Origin of the sequence: Bifidobacterium italicum (genome assembly GCF_002286915.1) — a bacterium.
Taxonomy (GTDB): domain Bacteria; phylum Actinomycetota; class Actinomycetes; order Actinomycetales; family Bifidobacteriaceae; genus Bifidobacterium; species Bifidobacterium italicum.
The window spans coordinates 23090-49345 of record NZ_MVOG01000026.1 but is presented as its reverse complement, the minus strand read 5'-3'; the positions used below and the strand labels follow the sequence as shown (position 1 = coordinate 49345).

Annotated in this window: 21 protein-coding genes and 1 pseudogene; 6 read left to right on the top strand and 16 right to left on the bottom strand. The window is 67.5% G+C overall.

Annotated elements, in window-relative coordinates:
- Positions 1 to 180: hypothetical protein (locus B1400_RS09715; protein WP_157909654.1), on the bottom strand; the 180-nt coding region annotated here is incomplete at its 3' end.
- 173 nt (positions 181 to 353) lie between these two features.
- Here B1400_RS09715 and B1400_RS06430 point away from each other — a divergent pair.
- The 3 genes from B1400_RS06430 to B1400_RS06420 are packed head-to-tail and all read left to right on the top strand — an operon-like array spanning position 354 to position 3982.
- On the top strand, positions 354 to 1379 hold the full coding sequence (locus B1400_RS06430) for an ABC transporter ATP-binding protein (protein WP_095613595.1): 1026 nt from the start codon (positions 354 to 356) through the stop codon (positions 1377 to 1379).
- A 37-nt stretch (positions 1380 to 1416) separates the two neighbouring features.
- The gene (locus B1400_RS06425) at positions 1417 to 2694 is read left to right on the top strand and encodes an ABC transporter permease (protein WP_095613594.1); all 1278 of its coding nucleotides are present in this window, start codon (positions 1417 to 1419) and stop codon (positions 2692 to 2694) included.
- Positions 2681 to 3982, top strand: a complete 1302-nt coding sequence (locus tag B1400_RS06420; protein ID WP_235607364.1) for an ABC transporter permease — start codon at positions 2681 to 2683, stop codon at positions 3980 to 3982. The genes B1400_RS06425 and B1400_RS06420 overlap by 14 nt, the downstream gene beginning before the upstream one ends.
- 246 nt (positions 3983 to 4228) lie before the next feature.
- Here the strand turns inward: B1400_RS06420 and B1400_RS06415 are convergent, their stop codons facing one another.
- The 3 genes from B1400_RS06415 to B1400_RS06405 are packed head-to-tail and all read right to left on the bottom strand — an operon-like array spanning position 4229 to position 7644.
- The gene (locus B1400_RS06415) at positions 4229 to 6304 is read right to left on the bottom strand and encodes a GmrSD restriction endonuclease domain-containing protein (protein WP_095613593.1); all 2076 of its coding nucleotides are present in this window, start codon (positions 6302 to 6304) and stop codon (positions 4229 to 4231) included.
- On the bottom strand, positions 6294 to 6938 hold the full coding sequence (locus tag B1400_RS06410; protein ID WP_095613601.1) for an isochorismatase family protein: 645 nt from the start codon (positions 6936 to 6938) through the stop codon (positions 6294 to 6296). The genes B1400_RS06415 and B1400_RS06410 overlap by 11 nt, the downstream gene beginning before the upstream one ends.
- A 52-nt stretch (positions 6939 to 6990) precedes the next feature.
- Positions 6991 to 7644 carry a sugar O-acetyltransferase gene (locus tag B1400_RS06405; RefSeq protein WP_235607363.1) on the bottom strand — a complete coding sequence of 218 codons (654 nt, stop codon included), beginning with the start codon at positions 7642 to 7644 and terminating at the stop codon, positions 6991 to 6993.
- Positions 7645 to 7782: 138 nt separating this feature from the next.
- On the opposite strand from B1400_RS06405, the gene B1400_RS06400 reads away from it, so the two are divergent.
- Positions 7783 to 8046, top strand: coding sequence for a DUF6019 family protein (locus tag B1400_RS06400; protein WP_095613591.1), 264 nt, complete (start codon positions 7783 to 7785; stop codon positions 8044 to 8046).
- A 108-nt stretch (positions 8047 to 8154) separates the two neighbouring features.
- Here the strand turns inward: B1400_RS06400 and acnA are convergent, their stop codons facing one another.
- The 8 genes from acnA to B1400_RS06360 all read right to left on the bottom strand — a co-directional run bounded on the left by acnA (position 8155) and on the right by B1400_RS06360 (position 18989).
- On the bottom strand, positions 8155 to 10857 hold the full coding sequence (gene acnA, locus B1400_RS06395; RefSeq protein ID WP_095613590.1) for an aconitate hydratase AcnA: 2703 nt from the start codon (positions 10855 to 10857) through the stop codon (positions 8155 to 8157).
- A gap of 118 nt (positions 10858 to 10975) precedes the next feature.
- Positions 10976 to 13501, bottom strand: coding sequence for an HAD-IC family P-type ATPase (locus B1400_RS06390; protein WP_235607362.1), 2526 nt, complete (start codon positions 13499 to 13501; stop codon positions 10976 to 10978).
- A gap of 45 nt (positions 13502 to 13546) precedes the next feature.
- Entirely contained in the window at positions 13547 to 14179 is a 633-nt protein-coding gene (locus B1400_RS06385; protein WP_095613589.1) for a GyrI-like domain-containing protein, read from the bottom strand.
- A 12-nt stretch (positions 14180 to 14191) separates the two neighbouring features.
- Positions 14192 to 15502: a class I SAM-dependent RNA methyltransferase gene (locus B1400_RS06380; RefSeq protein WP_095613588.1), complete on the bottom strand. Its 1311-nt coding sequence runs from the start codon at positions 15500 to 15502 to the stop codon at positions 14192 to 14194.
- A 102-nt stretch (positions 15503 to 15604) separates the two neighbouring features.
- Complete coding sequence (locus B1400_RS06375; protein WP_133064635.1) at positions 15605 to 16198, bottom strand: type 1 periplasmic-binding domain-containing protein; 594 nt, start codon at positions 16196 to 16198, stop codon at positions 15605 to 15607.
- Complete coding sequence (locus B1400_RS06370; RefSeq protein WP_095613586.1) at positions 16195 to 16965, bottom strand: DUF3159 domain-containing protein; 771 nt, start codon at positions 16963 to 16965, stop codon at positions 16195 to 16197. Before B1400_RS06370 ends, B1400_RS06375 begins: the two co-directional genes overlap by 4 nt.
- A gap of 4 nt (positions 16966 to 16969) precedes the next feature.
- Positions 16970 to 17950, bottom strand: coding sequence for a DUF3710 domain-containing protein (locus B1400_RS06365; protein WP_095613585.1), 981 nt, complete (start codon positions 17948 to 17950; stop codon positions 16970 to 16972).
- A gap of 178 nt (positions 17951 to 18128) precedes the next feature.
- Positions 18129 to 18989 carry an exodeoxyribonuclease III gene (locus B1400_RS06360; protein WP_095613584.1) on the bottom strand — a complete coding sequence of 287 codons (861 nt, stop codon included), beginning with the start codon at positions 18987 to 18989 and terminating at the stop codon, positions 18129 to 18131.
- Between the two features lie 169 nt (positions 18990 to 19158).
- Here B1400_RS06360 and B1400_RS06355 point away from each other — a divergent pair, with 169 nt between their 5' ends.
- Positions 19159 to 19830, top strand: coding sequence for a hypothetical protein (locus B1400_RS06355; protein WP_235607361.1), 672 nt, complete (start codon positions 19159 to 19161; stop codon positions 19828 to 19830).
- A 106-nt stretch (positions 19831 to 19936) separates the two neighbouring features.
- Here B1400_RS06355 and B1400_RS06350 read toward each other — a convergent pair whose 3' ends face one another.
- The 3 genes and pseudogenes from B1400_RS06350 to B1400_RS06340 form a co-directional block, all read right to left on the bottom strand.
- A complete protein-coding gene (locus B1400_RS06350; protein WP_095613583.1) occupies positions 19937 to 21952 on the bottom strand; it encodes a dipeptide ABC transporter ATP-binding protein in 2016 nt (671 codons plus the stop codon).
- A 21-nt stretch (positions 21953 to 21973) separates the two neighbouring features.
- Positions 21974 to 22927, bottom strand: a pseudogene (locus B1400_RS06345) (ABC transporter permease).
- A gap of 11 nt (positions 22928 to 22938) precedes the next feature.
- Positions 22939 to 23865 (bottom strand): ABC transporter permease, encoded by a 927-nt coding sequence (locus B1400_RS06340; protein WP_095613582.1) that lies wholly within the window; start codon positions 23863 to 23865, stop codon positions 22939 to 22941.
- A gap of 256 nt (positions 23866 to 24121) precedes the next feature.
- On the opposite strand from B1400_RS06340, the gene B1400_RS10060 reads away from it, so the two are divergent.
- On the top strand, positions 24122 to 24253 hold the full coding sequence (locus B1400_RS10060) for a hypothetical protein (RefSeq protein WP_268802263.1): 132 nt from the start codon (positions 24122 to 24124) through the stop codon (positions 24251 to 24253).
- Between the two features lie 131 nt (positions 24254 to 24384).
- Here B1400_RS10060 and B1400_RS06335 read toward each other — a convergent pair whose 3' ends face one another.
- Positions 24385 to 26010: a peptide ABC transporter substrate-binding protein gene (locus B1400_RS06335; RefSeq protein WP_095613581.1), complete on the bottom strand. Its 1626-nt coding sequence runs from the start codon at positions 26008 to 26010 to the stop codon at positions 24385 to 24387.
- Between the last annotated feature and the right edge of the window lie 246 nt (positions 26011 to 26256).

Sequence of the window (26256 nt, the reverse complement as noted above, 5' to 3'; positions counted from 1 at the left end):
GGCGCAGTACAGGGCGGCCATCGCGATCCATCGGCGTTCGCGGACGAGCACGGCGAGCGCGGCGAGCGAGACGACGACGAGGACGCCGACGATCAGGACGGCTGTGACGTCGCCGTGCGCGATGACGGCGAGAAGCACGCACACGGCGACGAGCAGCGCATGCACGACCGCGTCCGCCATCCGCGTCTCCTTCCGTGTGTCCTTGCGCGGCGCCATGCACGGCGTCGCGGCTTCCATTATCGAGTACAGCATGGCCGTCGTCACGCGCGCCGTGACAAAAGTCACCATCCGTTCACGAAATCCGGTATTCGGGGCACCGTGTCGCCGCCGCCGGCGCGCGCATCATGGTGAACATGAACGATACGACCCATGCCGATTCCAGGACGCGCACGGCACCACGACCCGCGCAGCGCGTCGCGCACCCCTCCCCCGCCATCGCCGTCAAGGAGCTCGTCAAGCACTACGGCGACAAGCTCGCCCTCGACTACCTCGACCTGGAGGTGCGCCGCGGCGAGATCTACGGACTGCTCGGACCGAACGGCTCCGGCAAGACGACGGCGATCAACTGCATCCTCGGCCTGCTCACCTACGATTCGGGCGAGATCCGCATCTTCGGCGAGCCGATGGGGCCGACGAGCTACGAGCTCAAGCGCCGCATCGGCATCGTCCCGCAGGACATCGCCGTGTTCAACGAGCTGACGGTCGAGGAGAACGTCTCCTATTTCTGCTCGCTGTACGTCGCCGACCGCGCGCGCCGCCGCGGCCTCGTCGACGAGGCGATCGCGTTCGTCGGCCTCGACGACTACCGTCGCTTCCGCCCGCGCAAGCTCTCGGGGGGCCTGCTGCGCCGTCTCAACATCGCGTGCGGCGTCGTGCACAAGCCCGAGCTGATCTTCTTCGACGAGCCGACCGTCGCCGTCGACCCGCAGAGCCGCAACTCGATCCTCGAAGGCATCGAGAAGCTCAACGCCGCGGGTTCGACGATCGTGTACACGAGCCACTACATGGAGGAGGTCGAGCAGATCTGCGACCGCATCCAGATCATCGACCACGGCCGCCAGATCGCGCTCGGCACCGCCGACGAGCTCAAACGCATGATCGACGTCGGCGAGCGCATCAGCATCGAGGCTCCGACGCTCGCCGGCGACGACGCGATGCGCGAGCGCGCGCTCGGCGCGCTGCGTGCGCTCGGCGCAGTGCGTGACGCGGCCTACGGGGACGAGGTCCTCACCGTCTCGTGCATGCCCGGCGCGCACAACCTGATCGACGTGCTGCAGGAGCTGCGCCGTCTCGACGTGCCGGCGGGCCATGTCAGCTCGCGCACGCCGACGCTCAACGACGTGTTCCTCGCACTCACCGGCACCGACCTGCGCGACTGAGGCCGCGCCGACCAATCCGACGAAAGGGAGAGCGACGATGTGGAGCACATTCCTGACGACGTTGCGCATCAACCTGCGCGAGAAGTCCTCCTTGTTCTGGCTGTTCTGCTTCCCGATCCTGCTGTCGACGATGTTCCTGGGCATGTTCGGCAATCTGGACGCCACCTATGAGGTCACGACGATGCGCTTCGCCGTCGTGGCCGACGACGCCTACTGCGGGGCCGACGGGACGCGGCGGCTGCTCGACGCGATGCAGCGCGCGCCGATCCGTCCGGCCGCCTGCACCGCCGACTCGAACGCACCCGCGGCCGACACGACGTCCGCCGGCGGCGTCGACCTGCGCGACCTGCTCGAACTGACGGCCGTCGACGACGAGGCCTCGGCGACGGCGCTGATCAACGCCGACGACGACGTGCGCGGCTTCATCGCCGTCGACGACGCGGGCCTGCCGCACATGACGATCAGCCGCGCGACCGTGGCGAACGCGAACGACGCGATGGGCTCGCCCGGCCTGCCGGTGTCGCTGAGCATCCTCAACGGCGCCTTCGGCCTGTTCAACCGCCAGACGCTGACGGTCGAGCAGATCATGCGCACCGACCCGGCCGCGCTCGCCGACCCCGTCTTCCAGACGGCCGCCCGGGACACGCCCGGGTTCACGCGCCAGGTGCGCCTGACGAACTTCAAGCCCGACGAGGGCGCCCGCTACTACTACGCGCTGCTCGCGATGACGGCGCTGATGGCGATGACCTTCGCCGTGACGACGGTGTGCTCGACGCAGGCCAACCTCTCCGCGCTCGGCATGCGCCGCTCGCTCGCGCCGCTCACGCGTTTCAGGCAGCTGATGGGCGGATTCCTCGCCAGCTGGCTGTGCACGTTCTGCTCGCTCATCGTCGCGCTGCTCTACATCCGCTTCGTGTGCCGCATCTCCTTCGGCGGACGTTGGGCGGCCACGCTGCTCGCGATCGTCGTCGCCTCGTTCACGGCGAACGCGCTCGGCACGTTGCTCGGCTCGCTGCCGAAGCTGAGCGCCGGCGCGAAGGTCGGTCTGACGACGGCATTCTCCTGCGCGCTCTCACTGCTGAGCGGCCTGTACGGCTCGGGCGCGATGGCGCTGAGCGACTGGATCCAGCGCCATGCGCCGGTCGTGGCCGCCGTCAACCCCACGCAGCAGGTGACGAACCTGTTCTACGACATCCTCTACTACGACTCCTACGTCCCGTTCTTCCGCACCGTCGGCGTCCTGTTGACGATGGCGGTCCTCGCCCTCGCCCTCGCGACCGTGTTCCTCAGGAGGCAGCGCTATGCACACCTTTAAAACCACGTTGAAGATCCTGCTGGCGCAGCGTCTGATGATCCTCATCTACGTCGTATGGCTGTGCCTGATGATGTTCGGCCTGAGCTGGTCGATGATCGCCGACCTGTCCAAGGCGGACAGCTCGGTCACCTTCGACGCCGCACGCCCCGACGTCGCCGTCGTCAACCGCGACGCGCACGGCGCGGCGCTCGACGAGGCGCTGCGCGACTTCCTCGCCAAGGACTGCGACCTCGTCGACGTCGGCACGACAAGCGAACAGCTGCAGACGGCGGCCGCATCCAACTACGCCGACCTGATCGTCATCATCCCCGACGGCTACACGCAGCGCCTCGCCGACGCGCTCGCGGAGGACGGCGAGGAACCGAGGCTCGACGTCGTCGTCAGCTTCACCGGCGCCTACGGCTCGCTCGCCAAGCTCGAGGTCGACGACTTCCTGCGCCTGACGCGCCTCGAGGCGCTCGCCGGGCAGGCCGCCGACGGCTCCCCGGTCTCGGCGGCGGCGGTGACGGACGCGGCCGGGAGGGTCAACGACACGCTCGCCGACGACCCGGACGCCTACCCGGCGATCCACGTCGCCGACGACCCGAAGGCGGCGACCGACAGGCAGGAGTCGGCGCGCACCGCCTACGTGACGACCGTCAAGATGGGCGTCTACCCGCTGCTCGCCGCGATGCTCGTATGCACGGCGCTGACGATGAACTCCTTCGCCGAGTCGAACGTGCGCCGCCGCCTGTACGCGTCGCCGCAGCGCACCGGCGCGATGGTCATCCAGCAGTTCGCCGGCTGCGCGCTCTTCGGCGTCGTCGTCAGCCTGCTGTACTGGGCCGCATCGCTCGCGCTGCCCATGCTCGGCGGCCTGCCGGTCGACGGCGTCCCGCCGGCGACGATCATGTACTGTGGCCTCTCGCTCGCGATCTACTCGCTCGTCGCGGTGAGCGCCGGATTCATGATCAGCATGCTGTCGGCCAACGCCGTCGCCGTCAACGCGGTCGCGAACGTGTTCGGCCTGCTCGTCATGTTCACGTCCGGCATGGCCTTCCCGGTCGACATGATGCCGAAGGTGATGATCGCGATCGGCAAGCTGCTGCCCGGTTGGTGGTTCTGCCAGTCGATCGACGCGGTCAACGGCGCTGACGGCCGCATCGACGCCGGCGCATGGCTCGCCTGCAGCGGCCTCGTCCTGCTCTTCGGCGTCGCGTTCATCTGCCTCGGTCTCGCGTTCTCGAAGCTGCGCCGCAACCGCCCCGACCTGTCCGCGCCGGGCGCCACGCAGCTCGCCGAGGTCTGACCCCGCGCCGGGCATGAGGAGGCCCCGCCGCGATCGGAATGGATGCGATCCGCACCTGTTCCGATCGCGGCGGGGCCGCTTCGCGATACCCCCGCGCGCGAACCGCACCCGAAGCGATCGCAAAAACACATGCCAGCGAACGCGGCGCATGCGAACCGCACCTCGAACGATCGCGGAAACATTCGCCCGCGAACGCGGCGCGCGCGAACCGCACCCGCGATGTTCGCGGATCAGCGGATCCGCGAATCACATCGCGGCGCGGTACGCCTTCCAGATGTCGCTCAACGCGCGGCCGTCCGACTCGCGCTTCCAGACGTTGAGGCTCGCGCCCGCGCCGCCGACCGCGCGCGCCGCAGCCGTCGGCGTCGCGTATTCGGCGCCGTCCTCGCCGCGGAAGCCGTCCTCGGCGACGGCGATGACCCATGTCTCGTGTTTGCGCGGGCGCACCCACACGAAGCGGTCGCCGGGCTTGAGCAGCCCGGCTCGCACGACCTCGGCGACCGTCACGCGCTTCGACGTGCGCTTGGGGCGGTGCGTGGCCGCACCGGTGCGTTCACGTCGCCGTTCCTCCTGTTCGGCGACGACGACGTCCTCGTAGCTGATATGCCACACCTGCGCGATGAGGTCGATGATCTGCCTCTGGCGCAGCTCGAGGAACTGCGGCGTGAGCGTCTCGAGGTCGAGCAGCGCGCGCGTGAGCGGGAAACGCTGCGAGCTTGCGGAACGCAGGATGAAGTTGCGCCGTGTCGCGAAGTCGTCGACGTCCTCGAGCGAGCGCGGCATCGTCTGCGTGAGCACGAAGTTGCCGATGCGCTCCGCCCAGTAGTCGCAGGTCCCGGCCGGCCACGACGCGAACGACGACCTCGCCGGGACATGCTCGGGGATGATCGGGACGGCGTTGAGGCTGCGCGGCCGCGTGATGCGCGCTCCGGCAAGCTGTTCGTTCGCGCGGATGAGCAGCAGCCGCCTCATGCCTGCGTCGATCGACAGCTCGCCGCGCAGATGCAGCATCGCGAGCCTCTGCTCGTCGCCGCTGACATGGAAGCCCGCGACGCGCTGCAGCGGCGTCCCCTTCCTCAGGTCGCGCACGATCGTCGCCGAACGGGTGCGCCGTTCGAGTTCGGATTTGCCGTTGAGGCAGTCGATGCCGGTGACGCGGTCGAGCAGCGTGAGGATCTGCACGAGCCGTTCGCCGTCATGCAGCGAGACGTGCGGCCCGACCCTGCCGGAGCGTTCGAAGACGACGGTGTCGGGGTCGTCGAGGTGCTTGAGCGAATGCACGAGCGCCCACAGCGCCACCGGCTTCCAGTCGTCGTACGGATAGTCGGCGAGCCCGGCGAGCAGGTCGCGCACCTTCGTCGGCAGCAGGCTCTCGCCCGGCTTGTGCAGGATCTCGTCGCAGATCGCGTACGGACGCAGCACGTCGTCGATGAATTCGATGCACTCCCCGTCGCCGATGTACTTCGCGATCACATGGTCGCTGAAGTCGGCGAGCAGTGACTGGCACATCGGCGTGCGCGTGAAGATGAGGTCGAGATCGGCGAAGAACCGCTCGATGCGCGCGTTGTCATCGCCCATCGGCTCCATGATGTCGTCCCAGTAGCGCGCGTAGACGTCGCGTGCGGCGTCCGAGATGCCGGAGACGACCTTCGCCTTGAAGACGTCGGACGGCGTCAGCGGCATGCCGCGCATGTTCATGACGTCGAAGATGCGGTAGGCGCCCGAGATGTCGTCGGTCGTCACGATGACGAACATGACGTCGTTGACGAGGTAGGAGGCGAAGCGGCGGCGTTCGTCATCCCTGAGCGGCGCGAGCATGTCGTACGCGCATTTCGCGTTCGTCTGGATGTTGCGTTGCGCCTGCGTCGCGATGTCGGCCTCACGCAGGTCGAAGAGCGCCTCGAGGTCGCCCCGTTGCACGTATTCGAGGAAGAAGCCCTCGTCCTGCTCGCGCAGGCTCAGCCTCGGCTCGGCGGAGATGCCGCGCAGCTTGTCGCCGGTCTCGGTGAGCAGCCCCCGCAGGCTCTCGGCGAGCTGCAGGTCGTCCTCCAGCGCGAGCAGCACCGAGAAGACGATCGACAGCGACACGAGGCGCTGCTGGCCGTCGATGACCTGATGCATGCCGCGATCGTCTCGCACAAGGATCAGCGAACCGAGGAAATACGGGCCGTCGTCGACGGCGCACGCGTCGGCGACGTCCTCGATGAGCTGCCTCATCTGCACGTCGTGCCAGCTGTACGCCCGCTGGAACGCGGGGACCGCGAAACGGTAATCGGACGTGAACACCCTCGACAGCGGCTTCTCGCTCGCGCTAATCGACATATCGCTCCCCCTCGATGATCGTGACGCCGGCCTCGCGCATCGCCTCGACGGCCTGCGCGCCGAGCGCGGCGCTCACCGGCACGGTCAGGTCCTCGTAGACGCGCGTCTCGTAGCCGCGCGCGACGGCGTCGAGCGCCGTGTCGCGCACGCAGTGCGACAGCGCGATGCCGACGACGTCGACGCGTCCGATGCCGTGGGCGCGCAGCAGGCCGTCGAGCGTGCGCCCTTCGGCGAGCGCCGCCTCGACCTCATCGCGCGTCGGGACGCGTTCGTCGTTCTCCTCGACGCCGTCGAAACCGGAGTAGGCGGCCGCATACTGGCCCTTCCTGATGTGGTGCGGCACGTCGAGCGAGCCGATCGCCGGATGCAGCCGCGCGTTCGCCGATCCGGCGACGCCGTGCCGTGGCCATGTGTCCACATAGTCCGGCTCGTCCGACCAGTGGTCGCCCGGATCGACGTGCCAGTCCTGCGTCGTGGCGATGAGCGCGTAGCGGTCACGTTCACGTTCGACGAAGCCGTGGATGGCCCCGGCGACGGAGTCGCCGCCCTCGACGGCGAGTTCGCCGCCCTCGGTGAACGTCGGCTGGACGTCGACGATGATCAATGCTGTCCTCTTCGTGCACACGTTCGCCATTCTAATGCACGAGGCCTCGCCCGCGCCGCGCCGCGTGCCGTGCATGGACCGTCTAGCGACCGTCCTTCCACGCGCGGTATTCGTCGGCGCGCGCACGCCAGTATGCGCGGTCCTCCTCGCCGATCGCGCGCACGACGCGCGCCGGGTTGCCGACGGCGACCGAATGTGACGGTATGCCCTTCGTGACGACGGAGCCGGCGCCGACGACGACGTCGTCGCCGATCGTCACGCCCGGGCAGACGGTCACGCCGCCGCCGAACCAGACGTCGGAGCCGATGCGGATCGGAAGGCCGCCCTCGAGCTGCTCGTTGCGCGTGGCCGCGTCGATCGGATGGTACGGCGTGTATAGGGCGACGCGCGGGCCGAAGAACACGTTGTCGCCAATCGTGACCGGCGCGACGTCGAGGATGATGCAGTCGGCGTTCGCGTAGAAGTCGCGGCCGATGCGGGTGTTGCAGCCGTAGTCGCAGCGGAACGGCGGTTCGATGTGCGAGCCTTCGCCGAGCGCGCCGAGCAGTTCATGGAACAGCCGGTCGCGCTCGGCGAAGGCGTCCCAGTCGGAGGTGTTGATCAGCTGCTGCAGGCGGCGTCGTCTGGCGCCGAGCGTGTGCAGGTACGGGTCGTCGGCGATGTAGAGCTCGCCGGAGAGCATGCGGTCGTATTCGCGCCGGTCGGGCGCCGCGTCCATCGTTGCGTCGTTCGTCATAGCACAGGATGCTAGCCGATGCCCTTGTGCTCGGCGGCGAGAGAACGGCCGGCCGCGGCGACGGCGCCTATAATGGCGTCAGTGTTTGCCAACGATGGCATCACCCGAGGAAAGACGACATCGAAAGGAGCATCGACCATGGCCGGTACCATCTACACGATCCTGTTCATGATCATCATCGCCGCGCTGTGCATCTGGGCGCTGTACTACGTGATCCGCGCCGCCGTGCGCGCCGGCATCATCGACGCCTATCAGCAGATGGGCAAGGTGCGCACGCCCGCCACGAAGGACGACAGGCTGCAACAGGAGCGCGAGGCGCTCCAGGAGGAACGCGTGCGCGCGATCGTCGCCGACGAGCAGCGCAAACAGGCGGCGAAGGACGCCGGCAAGTCGGACAAGTAGGGCCGATGGGCCGGGCGGCCTGACCGCGGCGCCCTTGGCGCACGATGAGGGGGCGCCCACGGAGATCTCCGTGGGCGCCCCCTCATCGTGCGCGGCAAGCGGCGCGGCCTATTCGGCCATCAGGTTGCGCAGCACGTACTGCAGGATTCCGCCGTTGCGGTAGTAGTCGGCCTCGCCGGGCGTGTCGATGCGCACGACCGCCTCGAACTCGGTCTTCGTGCCGTCCTTGTGCGTCGCCTCGACGTGCACGGTCTTCGGCGTCACGCCGTCGTTGAGCGCCCTGATGCCGTCGATCGAGTAGGTCTCGGTGCCGTCGAGCCCGAGCGACTGCGCCGATTCGCCCTCCGGGAACTGCAGCGGCAGCACGCCCATGCCGATCAGGTTCGAACGGTGGATACGCTCGAAGCTTTCGACGATGACGGCCTTGACGCCGAGCATCGCCGTGCCCTTCGCCGCCCAGTCGCGCGACGAACCGGTGCCGTACTCCTTGCCGCCGATGACGACGAGCGGGACGCCGGCCGCGATGTAGTCGCGCGACGCCTCGTAGATCGTCGTCGGCTTCATCGCGAGGAAGTCGTAGGTGTAGCCGCCCGGCCTGACCTCCTCGCCGACCGAGGCGAGCAGCATGTTGCGCAGGCGGATGTTGCCGAAGGTGCCGCGCACCATGACCTCATGGTTGCCGCGGCGCGAACCGTAGGAGTTGAAGTTCTTCGGCTCGACGCCGTGCGCGGTCAGGTACTCGCCCGCCGGGCTCGTCGCCTTGAACGCGCCGGCCGGCGAGATGTGGTCGGTCGTGACCGAGTCGCCGAGGAACGCGAGGACGCGCGCGTCGCGGATGTCCTCGACCGGGGCCGGCGTCGCGCTCATGCCGTCGAAGAAGGTCTGCTTGCGCACATAGGTCGATTCCGGGTCCCAGGCGAACAGCTCGCCCTCGGGCACCTTCAGGCCCTTCCAGCGAGCGTCGCCCTCGAAGACGGAGGCGTAGTCGTTGAGGAACATCTCACGGCTGACGTTGCCGGCGACGACCTGCTCGACCTCCTCGTTCGTCGGCCAGATGTCCTTGAGGAAGACCTCACGCCCCTGGGGATCGACGCCGAGCGGCTCCGTCTCGAAGTCGAAGTCCATCGTGCCGGCGAGCGCGTAGGCGATGACCAGCGGCGGCGAGGCGAGGTAGTTCATCTTGACGTCGGGGCTGATGCGGCCCTCGAAGTTGCGGTTGCCCGAGAGCACGGCCGTCACCGTCAGGTCGTTCGCGTTGATCGCCTCGGAGATCTCCGGCAGCAGCGGGCCGGAGTTGCCGATGCAGGTCGCGCAGCCGAAGCCGACGAGTTGGTAGCCCAGACGGTCGAGGTCGTCCTGCAGGCCCGCCTGCTTGAGGTAGTCGGCGACGACCTGCGAACCGGGCGCAAGCGAGGTCTTCACCCACGGCTTGGGGCTCAGGCCCTTGGCGACGGCGTTGCGCGCGATGAGGCCGGCGGCGATCATGACGGACGGGTTCGACGTGTTCGTGCACGACGTGATCGACGCGATCGCGACGTCGCCGTTGCGGATGTCGAAGTCGCCGCGGAAGTCCGTCGAGACGTGCACCGGGTTGCCGTTCGTCCGCTCGGTGACGTAGCCGGGCAGCGTCTCCTCGAACGTCGTCTTCGCGCGCGTCAGCTCGATGCGGTCCTGCGGGCGCTTCGGGCCGGCGATCGACGGGACGACGGTCGCCAGGTCGAGCTCGAGGTACTCGGAGTACCGCGGTTCCACGTAGTCGGGGTCGTCGACGTCATGCCACAGCTTGTTCGCCTTCGCGTACGCCTTGACGAGCGCGACCTGCTCGTCGGAGCGGCCGGTCAGGCGCAGATAGTCGAGCGTGACCTCGTCGATAGGGAAGATGCCGCAGGTCGAGCCGAACTCCGGGCTCATGTTGCCGATCGTCGCGCGGTTGGCGAGCGGCACCGAGGCGATGCCCTCGCCGTAGAACTCGACGAACTTGCCGACGACGCCGTGCCGGCGCAGCATGTCGGTGATCGTCAGCACTACGTCGGTCGCGGTGACGCCCTCGGGGATCGACCCCTTGAGCTTGAAGCCGACGACGCGCGGCACGAGCATCGAGATCGGCTGGCCGAGCATCGCGGCCTCGGCCTCGATGCCGCCGACGCCCCAGCCGAGCACGCCGAGGCCGTTGACGGTCGTCGTGTGCGAGTCGGTGCCGACGCACGAGTCGAGATACGCGAGGGGCCTGCCGCCCTGCATCGCCTTCGTCATGACGACCTGCGCGAGGTATTCGATGTTGACCTGATGGATGATGCCGGTCCCCGGCGGCACGACGCGGAAGTTCTCGAAGGCCTGCTGGCCCCAGCGCAGGAACTGGTAGCGTTCGCCGTTGCGTTCGTATTCGATGTCCATGTTGATCTGGACCGCGTCGTCGACGCCGTAGGCGTCGATCTGCACCGAATGGTCGATGATCATGTCCGACTGGACCTGCGGGTTGATGACCTCCGGGTCACCGCCGAGCGCCTTGACGGCGTCGCGCATCGTGGCGAGGTCGACGACGCACGGCACGCCGGTGAAGTCCTGCATGACGACACGAGACGGCGTGAACTGGATCTCATGGCTCGGGTCCGCGGCCGGGTCCCACGCGAGCAGCTCGCGCACCTGCGCATCGGTGATGTTGGCGCCGTCGATGTTGCGCACGAGGTTCTCCACGAGCACCTTGAGCGAATAGGGAAGGTGGTCGATGCCCTCAAGATCGCCGATGCGGTAGTAGTCGTACGACTCTCCCCCGACGTTGAGGACGTCCAGCTGGTCGTCGCGCATGGACATAGGTTCCTCCGAACTTCAGTGTCGAACCGTCGCAACGGTTCGGTTGCGTGTATCCGGCGCGCCGCGCATGTCCTGCATCGGCGCCGCCATCGTCACAAGACGATACCGCGACGATGTTTCAGCGCCTGGAGACGCGCTTGTATTGTGAGATGACCGTGCGCATCGCCTTCGTCAGGAACTTCGGGAACAGCCACACGCTCAACGCGAAGAGCAGCGTCGCGATGACGATCTGCACGCCGAGCGCGAGCAGGCCCTTGCCTCCGGGCAGCTGGAACGCGAAGAACCGCGCGATGAAGGGGATGCACATGCCGACGACGCCGGCCGCGGCGAAGGCCGCGACGAGCCAGCCTCGCCACGAGTCGAGCGGCGTCGCGACGCGCGCGAGCACGTAGACGCCCATGACGAACAGCACCGTCGCGCACATCGAACGCCACGCGGTCAGATCGGCCGCGGAGGTCGCGACGTCCCACCCCATCATCTTCGGGATGAACCACGCGGACAGCAGCACGGCGAGCGCCGTCGCGACGCCGCATGGCAGCGAGAACGCGAAGACGCGGCGCAGGAACCCGGGGATGTAGCGGCGCGTGTTCGGCGCGAGCGCGAGCAGGAACGCCGGCGCGCCAATCGTCAGCGCGCCGATGTAGCTGATGTGGCGCGGCAGGTACGGGAACGGGATCATGCTGAGCACGACGCCGAAGGAGATGAGCGCCGAGTAGACGGTCTTCGTCAGGAACAGGCTCGCGACGCGCTCCATGTTCGCCATGACCTGCCGTCCGCGCGCGACGACGTCGGGCAGATGTGAGAACTTCGAGTCGACGAGCACGACCTCGGCGACGGCCTTCGTCGCCGGCGCCGCGTTGCCCATCGCGATGCCGAGGTCGGCCTCCTTGATCGCGAGCGCATCGTTGACGCCGTCGCCGGTCATCGCGACGACGTGCCGTTGCGTGTGCAGCGCCTGCACGATCGCCTTCTTCTGTTCGGGCAGCACGCGGCCGAGCACATCGACGCCCTCGAGGACGCGGGCGAGCTCGTCGACGTCCTGCGGCAGCTTGCGCGCGTCCATCGCGACCGGCTTGCGGTCGCCGGTGAGCCCGACCTTGCCGGCGATCGCGCCGACGGTCACCGGGTTGTCGCCGGAGATGATGCGGCAGCGCACGCCCTGCTCGCGGAACCATGCGAGCGTCGGCTCGGCGTCGTCGCGGATGTGCTCGGAGCACAGCACGATCGCGACCGGCTCCGCGTCCGCCTCGAGCTTCGGGTCGGTCTCGAAATCGGCCGGGACCGGGCCGGCCGCGCGGGCGACGAGCAGCACGCGCATGCCGTCGTTCGCGTAGCCGTCGACCTGCTTGAGCACATCCGGATACGGTGTGGAAAGCGCGGAGAGCAGCACCTCGGGGGCGCCCATGTACCACACGCCGTCGGGGCCGGCCTCGGGTGCGTCGTGGAACGCGACGGCGCTCCATTTGCGCGCGCTCGAGAACGGCACGCGCTTGAGGCCCGCGGTGCCGGTGAGGCCCTGCGCGTCCAAGCCGGCGAGCACGGCGCGGCCGGTGCCGTTCGGGCTCTGCTCGTTGGCCAGGTCGTAGAGCGCCTGCAGCGCATGGCGCTTGTCCGCGCAGCCGGGCAGCGCGACGCAGTCGTCGTAGACGATGCCGCCGTCGGTGATTGTGCCGGTCTTGTCGAGGTTGAGGCAGTCGACGCGCGCGAGCGTCTCGACCGAATCGAGGTCCTGGACGAGCGTCTCCTTGCGCGCGAGTCTGATCGCCGCGAGCGCGAAGTTGAGCGACGTGAGCAGCACGAGGCCCTCGGGCACCATGCCGACGACGCCGGCGACCGACGAGACGACGGCCTGGCGCCATTCGCCGCTCGCGAGCGCCGCCGACCAGCCGCCCACGGTGTTCATCTGCGTGACGATGAGCAACACGCACAGCGGCACGACGAGGAAGGTCATGAACTTGAGGATCGTGTTGATGCCCTTGTTGAGGTCGGAGACGTTCTTCTTGTACACCTTCGCCTGCGCGGTCAGCGTCGCCGCGTAGCTGTGCGCGCCGACGGCGGTCACATGCACGAGGGCCATGCCGGAGACGGCCGTCGACCCCGAATAGACGGTGTCGCCGTCCTGCTTGCGCACGGTGCGCGATTCGCCGGTGATCATCGACTCGTCGAGTTCGAGCCCCCATGTCTCGACGATCGTCGCGTCCGCCGGCACCTGCTCGCCCGAACGCAGCCACAGGAGATCGCCGAGGACGATGCCGTCGTGGGGGACGTCGACGTCCCGGCCATCACGGCGCACGAGGTAGTCGGAGGCCACAAGGATCGACAACCGGTCGAGTGTGCGCTTGGCGCGCAGCTCGGTGACGATGCCGATGCCGGTGTTGATGATGATGACGAAGCCGAAGACGGCGTCCTTCCACGAGCCGGCGACGAGCACCATGACCATCGCCGTCAGGATGATGCCGTTGAACAGCGTGAACACGTTCGCGCGCACGATGTCCGCCAGCGAACGCGACGTCGACGACTTGACGGCGTTCGTCTGCCCGCGTTCGACGCGGTCGGCGACCTGGGCCTGCGTCAACCCCCGTTCCTCCACGTCCGGCATCCTCGGGACGTCGCCGTGCGTTGCCATGTTCGTCGTTTCGCTCATGCGCGCCAGTCTACCCGACCGTGTGCATGGCGGCGGCCGCCGCCGTCACACGGCGCGCACCGGATGGCGGATGACGGTCCTGAGTCTCTCCGGGGCGACGCGGCGCGCGTCGCTCAGATAGATCTCATGATGTCGGCGGCCGGCCGTGAGGTCGGGCGCGTATCCTTGGGCGCGCGCGTAGGCGTCCATCGCCTCGATCGTGGCGGGTTCGTCGTCGTAGGGTCCCATGTGGAGGCATTGCACGCACAGACCCTCATCGACCGTCATGAGCTCGACCGCCGAGCAATCGAGCTTCTTCTTGACGGCGCCCTGCTCCTTGGCCCATGCCACGTCCTCGGCGGTGACGAAGTCGGGCATGCGGATCGCGCTGATCCACGCGAAGCGCTCCTTGTGGGCGAAGTCGACCGGGCCTCCGTCGCCCTGCCACCAGAAGCCTTCCAGGGGCGGTACGACGAAGTCGAAGTAGCCGTCGATCCGTCGGTCGCCCTTCTTGCTCATCTTGATCGTGTAGGCGACGGCGTACAGCATCGCGAGCGCCTGTTGGTAGGCGCCGCCAGGCAGGTTCGGATCCCCCGACCCGGCCACGGCGATGAAGTTCATCGGCGGGACGTCGACGATTCGCGGCTGCTTCGCCGGCAGATAGTACTCCTTGTATTCCTTCTTGAAGTCGAACGCCATCGGCGCCTCCCCCTACTTCGTGAAGACGGCGACCGTCTCCACATGGTGCGTCATCGGGTAGATGTCGAAGGCGGCGATCGAGCGCAGCGCGTAGCCGCGTCGCGTCAACGTCGCCGCGTCGCGCGCGAGCGACGCCGGGTCGCAGGCGATGTAGACGACGACCGGGGCGCCGGAATCGGCGATCTTCGCGCACACCTTCGCCTTCGCGCCGGCGCGCGGCGGGTCGAGGACGACGACGTCCGGATGCGCCCGCTGCGGGTCGATGTCCTTGTCGAGCGTCCTCAGCACGTCCCCGCACAGCGCCTGCACGGTGTGGACGCCGGCGGCCTTGAGGTTGCGACGGGCGTTGGCGACGGCAGTCTTCGCGCCTTCGATGCTGACGAGCTTCGCATGGTCGTCGACCAGCGTCGCGAGCGGCAGCGTGAACAGCCCCGAGCCGGAGTACAGATCCCAGATGACGAGGTTGCGGCCGTTGCGCCGCGTATGGCCGGCGAGCGCCTCGCGGATCCGATCGATGACGTACTGCGGCAGCGCCTGCGGGGCCTCGCGGTGCATCTGCCAGAAGCCCGCGGCGTCGACCGTGTACGTGAACTCGCGGCCGTCGACGGTGATGCGTTCGGTGAGGTTGCGGCTGCCGTGGCGCACCTTGCCGTCGACGACGACCGCGTAGTTGCCCCCGATCGCCCGGCGCAGCGCTTCGGGCGTCGCGGTTTCGTCGGCGCCGACGCGAGGCTCGGGCACGGCGATGCGCAGCTGCGCGTTCGCCGGCAGCGCGCCGTCCCAGACGTCGTTCATCGCGGCCGCCTCGAGCACGGCGCGCGTCGCGAGCGGCATCGTCTCGATCGGCACGCGCAGATGGCTGCCACGGCGGTGCATCGACGGCTTGCCCTCGTCGTCGGTGATCATCTCGATGCGCGTGCGCCAATGCAGGCCCCGCGCATCCTCGTCGCCGGGCATCGCGTAGACGGGCACGTCGTCGAGTTCGACGCGCCCGAGTCTGGCCATGACGTCGCGGACGGCCGCCGCCTTCCAGCGTTCCTGACCTTCGAGCGAGACATGGATGAGGTCGGCGCCGCCGACGCCGCCGCCCATCGCGAGCGGCCCGGCGAGCGGCCACGCAGGCTCGACGCGGTCCGGGCTCGCCTCGAGCACCTCGACGACCTCGCCCGTCCAGAAACGGTCGTTGCGGTCCGCCGGTTCGTCGAGCACGATCCTCACACGCTCGCCGGGCAACGCGAAGCGCACGAAGACGACGCGCCCGTCGATGTGCGCGACGCACCTGCCCTGATCCGCGTACCGTTCGATGTCCACCGTGGCTTCCATGCGCTCTCCTGTCCCGTGCCGTCGTCCGTGCGGCGTGCGTCGCTTGTCGTGTATGGGGTTGTGTATGGGTTGGTTGTATGGATATGGGGAGGGCCCACGCGCTCAGTGCAGCGTCGTGACGATGACGTCGCGCCCGTGCGGTTCGTCCTCGATGACCCGGCGCACCGCCTCGCCGACCGGGACAGCGTCCATCATGCGGTCGTTGACCCTGAACGAGGCGGCGAACAGCTCGTCGTCGTCCGGCTGCGAGACGGGGTCGAGCAACACGACGGGGATGCCCGCGTCGCGTGCGAGTCGCAACATGTCGCGCCACCGCTCCGGCTGCCGTGACATGTCCGGCTCGCCGATGACGATCAGGCTCACGTTGCGCCCGACGGCGTCGCGCACCGCCTGAAGCCGCGCGTCCGCCGCATCGACGGATGCGCCCGGCGTCATGAGCACGACCTTGTAGCCGTCGGCGTCCAACGCCTCCTCGACGAGACCATCCGCGCCGTCCGCGGAGCCGACGATCGCGACGGTCTGCGTCTCGCCCGGCGAATCGACATGCGCCGGGTCGTCCGGACGCGCCGCGCCGGTGTCGCCGACGGCGGCGCCCTTCGGCGCGCATGAGGCCAGCGCGAAGACGGCGAGCGCGCAGCACACGCCCACAGCCACCTTGAAGATGATGCCATTGCCCATGTCCGGCTCCCGTCTCATGATCGTCCGTCGTCGCGCGGGCGCGCGTCATCATCGGCGGATTCGCTTTCCTCGTCCCCGTGCTCGCCCTCCTCCTCGGCGCGCCTGAGCTCGAGCTGCCTGTGGCGGTGCATCGGATCGGCCACGATCAGATAAGACACCCAGATCGCGAGCGCCCAGAACGGGATGCCCATCAGCAGCCGCGCCGTGCCGAGCCAGCCGACGTGGTTCGTCAGGTACAGCGGCACCTGTACGACCAGACGCAGCGCGAACACGCCGATCCACAGCCAGGTGATTGTGGCGTAGGCTCGCATCAGCGCACGGTCGGAGCGCCAGCCGTCGAGCCATGCGCGGAACCGTTCGGTCGGCAGCGAGCGGATGAACTCGATCAGGAAGCCCAGGCCGGGGATGCCGACGAGCAGCGAGACGAGCAGCACGACGATGTATGCGGCGTTCGTGATGAAGCCGTACATGTAGTAGTTACGCGCCTCGCCGCTCTTCCACGCCCATACCAAGCAGATCGCGACGGCCGCGAGCCCCGAGAGCGCGCCCATGACCGACTGGCGCTGGCACAGCCGCACGACGACCTGCGCGACCGCGAGCGCCGCGGAGACGATGACGGTGAGCTTCAGGTCGCTCGTGACGATGAACATGACGACGAAGACGACGCCCGGCAGCATCGATTCGACGACGCCGCGCGGTCCGCCTATCGCCTGGATGACCGAGAAGTCGTCGCCGTCGCCGGATGCGAGCGCGCCGAGCCCGGTGCGTGTGCGTGGCCGGTCCATGCCGTCAGCGCAGTTCGGAGAACATCGGTCCGCGCGACAGCGTCGTCTTCTGCTCGACCTCGTGGTCGGAGTTCATCGGACCGGTCGGCTTGCCGTCGATCGTCGCCGGCGCGCCGTCGCCGTCCTCGGCCGTCGCGGCCTGCGCCATCGCGCGGCGTTCGCCCGGAGTCAGCGGCTGGGCCATCGGGATGAGGTCGCGCGGCGCGAGCGGCTCCTCGCCGCGGTCGACGACGATGTACGAGAAGAAGCGGTCGAGCACCTTCGCCTCGGGGCTGTCCGGATCGTCGGCCGCCGGGCCCGAGAAGATGCCGCGCAGCATCCAGCGCGGGCCGTCGACGCCGACGATGCGCGTGATGTGCTTCTTGCCGTTCGGCAGCTGGATCGGCAGGCGCACCTCGGCACCGAAGATGCCGGGTTCCACCGTGGCGGCCGGGTTCGCCGCGACGAGGTCGTCGCGCACGTCGTCCCACAGGCCCATCGTCTTGGGCGCCGCGAAGGCTTCGAGTTCGAGGCTCGAGCGTCCGATCGTCACCGTGGCGCCGAGCAGCGTGTTGTCCGCCTTGCTCGCCTTGAGGCGCAGCTGGATGCCTTGCACGAACGGTATGTAGAAGGAGCCGAGCGACAGGTATTCGTCATAGTCGGGGCCGTTGTCCTCGCTGATGTCCCACGGGCCGAACTGTTCGCCGCGGCCGGCGTAGTCCATGACCGGCTCGGTCGGCACGGCCAGCTCGCCGTCCTCGGCGTCGACGGCCTCCGGCAGTCCCTCGGATTCGTCATCGCGCACGGCCTTCGCCTCGGCGTCGCCCTCTTCCTTCGCGATGCCCCGGTCATGGCCGGGGCGCTCGGCGGAGGTGACGTCGATGTCCTCGGCGTCCTCCCGTGCGACGTCCTCGGTCTGCGAGGCGACGGCCTGCGCGAGGCGGTCCTCACGCTCCTTCTCCTCCGCCTGCTCCTTCTTCTTCCTGCCGAATCCGAACAGTCCCATCTGTGCCTCGTCTCCTGTCTGCTGATGCGCGTGCCGGCGTCGTCGCCCGATACGCGCCCGATGCCCATGTTTTACCGCCACCAGCCTAGCACGGGCGCACGGCCCGCGTCCCCGGACGACCGTGTTCCGTCACGACCCTTCCACACTGCGCCCGGGCCGCGTGCGGCGTGCGATGCGCTCACACGTCGTAGGTGATGCTCAGCGGCGCATGGTCCGACCACCGCTTGTACCATTCCTCGGCGCGGTCGACGACGAACCCGCGCGCCGTCTGCGCGAGCTCCGGCGTCGCGAACTGGTAGTCGAGCCGCCATCCGGCGTCGTTGTCGAAGGCACGTCCGCGCTGGCTCCACCATGTGTACGGCCCCTGGATGTCGCCGGCGAGGTCGCGCATGACGTCGACGTATTCCATCTCGTCGAGCCATTGGTCGATGTAGGCGCGTTCGGAGGGAAGGAAGCCGTGCGTCTGCACGTTCGCCTTCGCGTTCTTCAGGTCGATCGGCCGGTGCGCGATGTTGAAGTCGCCGCAGATGACGGCCTGCCTGCCGCCGGACGCCGCCTCACGGCGCATCTGCTCCATGCGAGCCGTCATCGCGTCGAGGAATCGGTACTTCTGCGTTTCCTTGATGTCGTCGCCGTCGCCCCCCGCGTGCACGTACACGCAGGCGACGGTCACCGTGTACCCCTGTTCGGTCCTGACGTCGGTCTCCACCCAGCGGCCGGTGTCCACGTCCTCGTCGAGCCCGGGCAGACCGATGCGCGCGTCCTCGAACGGCAGCACGCTGACGAGACCGACGCCTGCGCGGCCTTTGATCCTGCACACGTCGTCGATCGCATGGACGTCGGCCGGATCCCTCACCTTCCCCGCCTGTACATAGTCGTCGCCGATCTCCCGGAAGATCTCGTCGAGGATCTCCTGCGGCGCGCGCGTCTCCTGCATGCACCACACGTCCGGCGTGTGCCTGAGGAGCCACTTCTCCATGCCTTTGCGTTTCGCGGCGCGGATGCCGTTGAGGTTCGAAGTCGTGATCGTCATCGTCATAGGTCACGAGACTACCCGGGCGCATGTCCGAACGCCGGCCGGTTCACGACGCGCGGATGGGCCCCGCCGCCGGGCGCGTTCGGCCTCGGCGTACTCCCGCGGCTTGCGCGAGGGCGCACTACCGTGGGAACCGTCATCGGATGAACCCGTCCCGCCAATGAATCGAGCAATGATGTCCACACCGCAGCGTCCCCTGTCCACCGGCCCCCGTCGCCTCCATATCCCCAAGATGTTCCTCGCGTGCATGGCGCTCGTCGCCGTCGCGCTCGTCTGCGCGATCGTCTCGCTGCGGGACGACAGCGAGTTCTACAGCGACGTCTTCGTCGAGGTCTCGGTGTTCATCGTGTTCATCGCCGGCTTCTTCACGAATTCCCGGCGGCTGCAGCTGTGGTATCTCATCGGCGCGAACGTCTACGTCATCATCTTCCTGTCGATCTTCGGGAAGGTCTTCTACGACAACTTCAACCGGGGCGTCGGCGTGCTCGTCCTCATCCAGCTCATCTTCTCGGCGATCAACCTCGTGCCGATCTGCGTCTATCATCTGAGCAACCGCACGTTCTTCTACAGCTACCAGCGCCAGCTCATCTACCCGACGATGTTCTTCGCGTTCGTGCTGCTCGGCCATCTTCCCGGCGGCGACCTGCTCACGAAGGAGGTCACGCACGAGATCTTCTCGCTGATCATCTTCGCGCAGGCCTTCGATCTGATGGATTCGATCCACAGGATCGGCAAGGCGCACCATATGGCCGCCTACACCTTCGCGAAGGAGGACGGCTCCGTCGTCACCGACGACGGCGAGGACGACGAGGACGACGAGGAGCGCAACCCGGTCGAGCAATGACCCGATACGCCGCGATGCGGCCCTGCATATGCGATGGCGGCGCGGCTCCCGACCGTGGGAGCCGCGCCGCCATCGCATATGCAGGGCCGCGAGGGCGTCCTGCGCGCTACAGGTCGAGGCCGAGCTCGAGCTTGCCTCCCGGGATCGCGTCGAGCAGGTCCTTCGTGTACTGCTGCTGGGGGTGCAGGAAGACCTCGTCGGTCGTGCCGTGCTCGACGAGCCTGCCGTGCTGCATGACGACGACGTCGTCGGCGATCTGCCGCACGACGGCCAGATCGTGTGTGATGAACAGATAGCTCAGCCCGTTCTTCGCCTGCAGGTCGTTGAGCAGATGGAGCACCTGGTCCTGCACGAGCACGTCGAGCGCGGACACGGCCTCGTCGCAGACGATGACGTCCGGGTTGAGCGCCATCGCGCGCGCGATCGCGATGCGCTGGCGCTGGCCTCCGGACAGCTCGTTCGGATAGCGCTGCATGACCGATTCGGGCAGCTCGACCATGTCGAGCAGCTCGCGCACGCGCGCCGCGCGGCTCTTCTTGTCGCCGATGCCGTGGATGCGCAGCGGCTCCTCGATCGAGCGGAAGATCGAATACATCGGGTCGAGCGACCCGTAGGGGTTCTGGAACACCGGCTGCACGTGCCTGCGGAAGTCGAGCAGTGACTTGCCTTTGAACTGGCTGATGTCCTGCCCGTTGTAGGTGACGGTGCCGCTCGTCGGCTCGAGCAGCTTGAGCACCATGTTCGCCACCGTCGACTTGCCGGAGCCGGATTCGCCGACGATCGCGAGCGTCGTGCCGCGCTTGACCTTGAAGCTGACGTCGTCGACGGCCTTGAACATCTCCTTGCGGCGCGGGAGCTTGAACTCCTTCGTCAGATGCTCGACGTCGATGATCGTGTCCGCGTGTTCGAGCGAATCCTCGTTGACCTTGTGCTCCATCAGCGCGCTCGCGTCCGCGCCGCGCTCCTCGACGGAGACGATGCGCTGCGAGGCGAGCGACGGCGCGGCGGCGACGAGGCGTTTCGTGTACGGATGCTGCGGGTGCTGGAGCACTTCGAGCGACGGGCCGGATTCGACGACCTGCCCCTTGTACATGACGACGATGTGCTGCGCGCGCTCGGCGGCGAGGCCGAGGTCGTGCGTGATGAACAGCACCGCCGTGCCGAGCGAGTCGGTGAGCTCCTGCAGATGGTCGAGGATCCTCTTCTGCACGGTCACGTCGAGCGCCGACGTCGGCTCGTCGGCGATGAGCAGCTCGGGACGGCACGCCAGGCCGATCGCGATGAGCGCGCGCTGGCGCATGCCGCCGGAGAACTCGTGCGGGTACTGGCGCGCGCGCACGGCCGCGTCCGGCAGGCCGGCCTCGTCGAGCAGACCGGCGATGCGGTCCTCCATCGACGAGCCGGTGACGTACTTCTTCGCGATGTACCATGCGTCGTCGTCCTTGACGCCCGCCTTGATCAGGTCGTCGGCGACGCGCCAGCGCGTCTCGGAGCCCGGGACCCATTCGGCGCGGAAGTGCGCCATCCTCTTCTCGAGGACGTCGCCGGTCGCGCCGATCCTGACGAGCGCCTGCTCGGCGGCCTCGATGAGCTCGGGCAGCTCCTTCGAGCCGAGGAAGGTCTCGTCGCCTTCGCTCTTGATCTCGATGTCCGCCTCGGCGAGCGCCTTCGCCAGATCGGAGCGCTTCTCGTGCGAGACGTCCATGTTGTTCGCGACGAGCGCCTCCTTGACCTGCGTGCCGATGCGCCACACCGGGTTGAGGTTGCTCATCGGGTCCTGGGGCACAAGGCCCATCTTCGAGCCGCGCACGGCGACGAACTGCTTCTGCGTGTAGTGCGAGATCTCGGTGCCGTTGAGCTTGATCGAGCCGCCGACGACCTTGCCCGTGCCCGGCAGCAGGCCGAGGCACGCCATCGCCGACGTCGACTTGCCGGAGCCGGATTCGCCGACGATCGCGACCCACTGCCCCGGGTAGACGCTGAACGACGAGTCGCGAACCGCGTGCACGGCGCGCCCCTCATCGGTCGTGAAGTCGACCTGCAGGTCCTTGACCTCAAGGAGCGGACCCTCCTGACGCTGCAGATCCTCGAGCTTCTCCTCGATCTTCGTGTCTTCTGTCATTGCTTACTCCTACGGAAAATCTCAGGCCGTGCGGCTCTTGGGGTCGAGCGCGTCCTTGACGGCGTCGCCCATCATGATGAACGCCAGCACGGTGATCGCGAGCGCGACGGACGGGTAGAACAGCACCATCGGGTCGGTGCGCAGGATCGACTGCGCCTTCGAGATGTCGCCGCCCCAGCTGACGGTCGTCGTCGGCAGGCCGATGCCGAGGAAGCTCAGCGTCGCCTCGGAGACGATGTACGAGCCGAGCGACGTCGTCGCGATGACGATGATCGGCGAGACCGAGTTCGGCAGAATGTGGCGGAACAGGTTGCGCGTCGGCGTCGAGCCGAGCGCCGTCGACGCCGTGTTGAACTCGAGGTTCTTCGACGAGAGCACGGCGCCGCGCGCGATGCGGGCGGTCGAGACCCAGCCGAAGAGCGCGAGCACGAGGACGACCTTCCAGATCGACGTGACGGTGCGGAACATCTGCAGCACGACGATCGCGCCGAGCAGCATCGGGATCGCCATGAAGATGTCGACGATGCGGCTGAGGACCGCATCGACTCAGCCGCCGAAGAAGCCGGCGATCGCGCCGATGAGCGTGCCGACCGCCACGACGATGATCGTCGTCAGGATGCCGACGCTCAGCGACGTGCGCGTGCCGTAGATGACTCGTGAGTAGACGTCGCAGCCCTGAAGGTCGTATCCGAACGGGTGTCCGGGGCCGGCCGGCTCCAGCGAATTGTCGAGGTTGCAGTAGTTCGGGTCGTTCTTCGTGAAAACGCCCGGGAAGAGCGCGACGAAGACGATGAAGACGATGAGGACGCCCGAGATGATGAACAGCGGGTTCTTGCGCAGCGTGCGCCACGCGTCGGCCCACATGCTCGTCGCGGGCGCCGATTCGTCGACGGTGTCCACGGTCTGCAGCGGCGTCTCGTCGAGCGGTGCGACGTAGCGCTCCTGCCCCGGCAACGGTTTCGTGATGTCTGTCATTGTGCCCTCCCTCACGCGTAACGGATGCGCGGATCAAGCGCCGCGTACAGCATGTCGACCAACAGGTTGCAGATGACGAACACGAGCGTGAGCAGCGTGACGACCGAGACGACCATGTTCGCCTCACCCTTGAGGATGCTCTGGTAGGTGAGGAAGCCGATGCCGTGGATGTTGAAGATCTGTTCGGTGATCATCGCGCCGCCCATCAGCGCGCCGAGGTCCTGGCCCAGATAGGTGACGACCGGGATCATCGAGTTGCGCAGGATGTGGCGGAAGGTGACCGAGGTGTTGCTCATGCCCTTCGCGCGGGCGGTGCGCACGTAGTCCAACGCGATGTTCGACGAGACCTCGGAACGCGCGAGGCGGATGATGTAGGCCATCGAGACCGAGCCGAGCACCATCGCCGGCATCAGCAGATCGAAGAACCCGGGGTTCGAGCCGGCGGTCACCGGCAGGATGCGCCATTTGACGCCGAGGAAGTACTGGCCGAGGAAGCCGGTGACGAAGGTCGGCACCGAGATCAGCAGCAGCGAGACGATCAGGATGACCGAGTCGTACCATTTGCCCTTCTTGAGTCCGGAGATGACGCCGAACACGCATCCGAAGATCGCCTCGAAGCAGAACGCCATGAGCGCGAGCTTGATCGTGACCGGGAACGCGCGTCCGATCTCCGCGATGACGGGCTGACCGGCGAAGGTCTCACCGAAGTTGAGGCTCAGCGCGTTCTTCAGGAACAGGAAATACTGCACGAAGAACGGCTTGTCCAGATTGTATTCGGCGCGGATCTGGGCAGCGACGGCTTCATTGACGGGCTTGTCTCCGAACATCGCCTTGACCGGGTCACCCGGAAGTGCGAAGACGAGCGCATACACCAACAGTGTCGTACCGAGAACCACGGGGATCATCTGCAGGATGCGGCGCAGAAGATATTTGCCCATTGGTTGCTCCTTGTTGTCGTACAGACCGCATCAGGGCATGACGCGTCATGCCGCTCGCGGTCGCGGTATCCAGCAAGTCTACCGCATGACTTGACTTCCGGGGCCCGATCCCCATGCGATTGTCCGCAGCCTGCACGGTTCGTTCACGTTCTGGGCGAACGGCCCGCCCGGACGCGATCCGGATGCGATCTGGATGCGAGGCGAGGCGCCGCAGCCCGTCCCACACTGTGGGCGCAGCGTACGGCGGCGCCCCCATATGATTAAACTGTGCATTTACATCAAAAACGACCGGAAAGGGGGACGCATGCACGACGAGCCGACCGTGACCGTCCGCATCGAGCTCTTCGACGACGAGCCCGAGACCGCCGAGGAGACCCGGCGCGACTGAGCGGCGGACGGCGCCCGGCGCCGTCGCGCCGACGGACGACGGCACGGGAAAGGGCTCCGGAACCTTGAAGGTTCCGAAGCCCTTTCCCGTGCCGTCGTCCGGTCATCGCCCGGACCGCGTCATGCGCCGATTCACTTCGTCATGTTCCCGTAGATCGGCTGGTTCTGCCAGTCCATCTCGAAGCCCTTGACGCCCTTGGCGGCCACGCCGTTCGCGTTCGAGTAGTACAGCGGAACGGTCGGAAGCTGCTCGAGCAGGATCTCCTCGGTCTGATGGTAGAGGTCGATCTGCTCGTCGTTGCTCGTCGCTGCTGCCGCCTTGCCCAGCAGCTCGTCGACCTCGGGGTTCTTGTAGTCGCCGTCGTTCGAGCCGTTTCCGTCGGCCGCGGCCGAATCGTAGAGCTGGTACAGGTAGTTCTCGGCCGACGGGTAGTCCGGCTGCCAGCCGGTGCGGAACGCGCCGTCGATCTTGCGCTCGGAGACCGCGTTGCGGAACTCCTGGAAGGTCGGCATCGGGTTCGTCGCGGCCTTGATGCCGAGGTTGTTCTTCACCTGGTTGACGATCGCGTCATAGATCGGCTGCGCGCCGCCATCGGCGTTGAACGAGAAGGTGAGCGTGCCGTCCCACTTGGCGATGGCCTCGGCCTGGGCCCACAGCTTCTTGGCCTCGGCCGGGTCGGCCTTGAGGTACTTGGCGTTCTTGAGGTCCTTCGAATAGCCCGGGATGACCGGCGCCGTGAAATCGGTCGCCGGCGTGCCGACGCCGTTGAGCACCTTGCTGACGATCTGCTCGCGGTCGATCGCCATCGACAGCGCCTGACGACGCAGCTGGCCTTCCTTGGTGTTGGTCTCCCAATGCTTCATGCCCGCGGGGATCGTGAAGGTCTGGATGACCGATCCGGCCTTGTTGTAGGCCTCGACGGACGAATCCTTCTCGAAGGTCTTCGTGTCGGAGGCCGGGACGGTGTCCATCACGTCGAGGTTGCCGGCCTGCACATCGGCGTAGGCGGAATCGGGGGACGTGTAGATCTTGAAGGTGACGCCGTCGTTCTTCGGCTTCTCCTCGCCCTTGTAGTCGGCGTTCTTCGTCAGCACGATCTGCGAGTTGTGGTCCCACTTGTCGAGCTTGTACATGCCGTTGCCGACCGGCTTCTCGCCGAAGGCCTTCGGATCCTTGTAGAAGGACTCCGGCAGCGGCGCGAAGGCCAGATAGCCGACCTTGGTCGGGAAGACCGAATCCGGCTGCGTCAGGTCCACGGTGAAGGTCTCGTCGTCGACGACCTTGAGGCCGGAGAGCTGCTCGTCGCCCTTGAGGCCGTCCTTCTGCAGGTCGTCATAGCCCTTGATCATGCCGAAGAACGACGAGCACTTCTGCGCGTTCTTCGCGTTGGCCGTGTAGCTCCACGACTTCGTGAAGGACTCGGCCGTCACCGGCGTGCCGTCGGTGAACTTCCAGCCGTCCTTGAGCTTGACGGTGTACTGCGTCGCGTCCTTGTTCGGCTCGATCGAATCGGCCACTTCCATCTTCGTGTCGCCCTTCGAGTCGTAACGCACGAGGTTCGCGAAGAGCAACTGGCCGACCTTGCCGCCGCCGGTCTCGTTCGTGTCGCCCGGGATCAGCGCGTTCTGCGGCTCCGAGTTGAACGCGGTGATGACGTTGCCGTCGGCGTTGGACGCGCCGCCCGATCCGCCGCAGCCACCGAGCAGCATGCCGAGCGCGCAGGCGCCTGCGACGACGGCGATTGCCTTCTTCTTCATGGGATCACTCCTTTTTCCTTGGGTCGGACGACGGGGTCGTCCCCCGCCGAACACAATGGGGCCGAAACCGTTCGAGTTCCGACCCCATCGCCGATTAACTCCCCATTGTGCCACAGCCGTGCAACCGCCGGGAACGATAACGCTGTCATCAACGACGCGCACCTTCGCGGCCGCCACGCCATCCATCGCGACGGGGACGGTCCGGCGTCCGCGCCGCGAAACGGCGCCGTCGCAACGCGCTTGACT